Genomic DNA, 940 nt, shown 5'->3' with positions numbered 1-940 from the left:
CTTTAAAGGCTGTTTCAACTCCTTCATACGGTTTATCTGTTACAACACCCTCTTTAGAAACTGTCGATAAGTCATACGTTGGTCCTTTAAAGTTTTTGCCATCAAAGGATACAGAGCCACCTAAAAGCTTTGATAAATCATCTGTGATGCTATGAAGCTGACCACCCGTAACCGCATCGCTCGAGCCTGATACTATAGAGCCATCAGCCAGTGACGTTATCTTGCTATTTGTCTTGCTTTCCTTTTCCCCATGCTTGGCTACAAAGGCTTTTGCACTTTCATTCCACAACAAAGCATCGCCTTGAACTTCTTGCGTAATATTCGTTAGTTTTTCAGTAAAATTTTTGACCTCATTCGTTAGATGTGTATTCACATTCTTGACACTCGTATCAAGATCAGAAAAGGCTGAACCAACATCGTTATGTGAATTAGTTGTTACCTTACCATCGTCAGAAACATTAGAAATGTTATAAGTCGGAGCTGTAAAAGAACCATCTTTAAATGCAGCACCACCACCAAAATAAGATGCAACACTACTCCCTAAGCTATGAAGCTGAGAACCTGTTACGGCTTCGTCTGAAGTTTCACTGATTGCCCCGCCCAGTAGACCGGAAAGTTTCCGACCTTCATTACTTTTGTTCAAAATACTGATTTCGCTACCACCAGTTTCCATACCAACAGTGATAGGACCTGATCCTCCATCAGGGAGACCGCGCCCTAACTTCTTCCCTGCTACTTGCTTAACAAGAATACTGTCTCTTACATTAGCAATTTCTGTATTTGTTGCAAAAAGCTGGGAACCATTGACCGCATCTGTCGATTCTTTCGTAATAGCTCCTGCGGCAAGCGACGTGATCTTGCTATTTGTTTTCTTCCCTTCTTCTCCATGCTGCGCAATAAAAGCGTTACTCTCATTACTCCATGATAAAGAATCTTGTGC

The 940-nt window shown here is 41.7% G+C and carries 1 pseudogene; it reads right to left on the bottom strand.

What is annotated here, in order from left to right:
- Positions 1–940 (bottom strand): annotated as a pseudogene (locus ACFIJQ_RS08830) (hypothetical protein); the annotation flags it as partial.

This window comes from Bartonella sp. TT67HLJMS (assembly GCF_042193375.1).
Taxonomy (GTDB): domain Bacteria; phylum Pseudomonadota; class Alphaproteobacteria; order Rhizobiales; family Rhizobiaceae; genus Bartonella; species Bartonella grahamii.
This window is presented reverse-complemented; position numbering and strand designations above follow the sequence as displayed.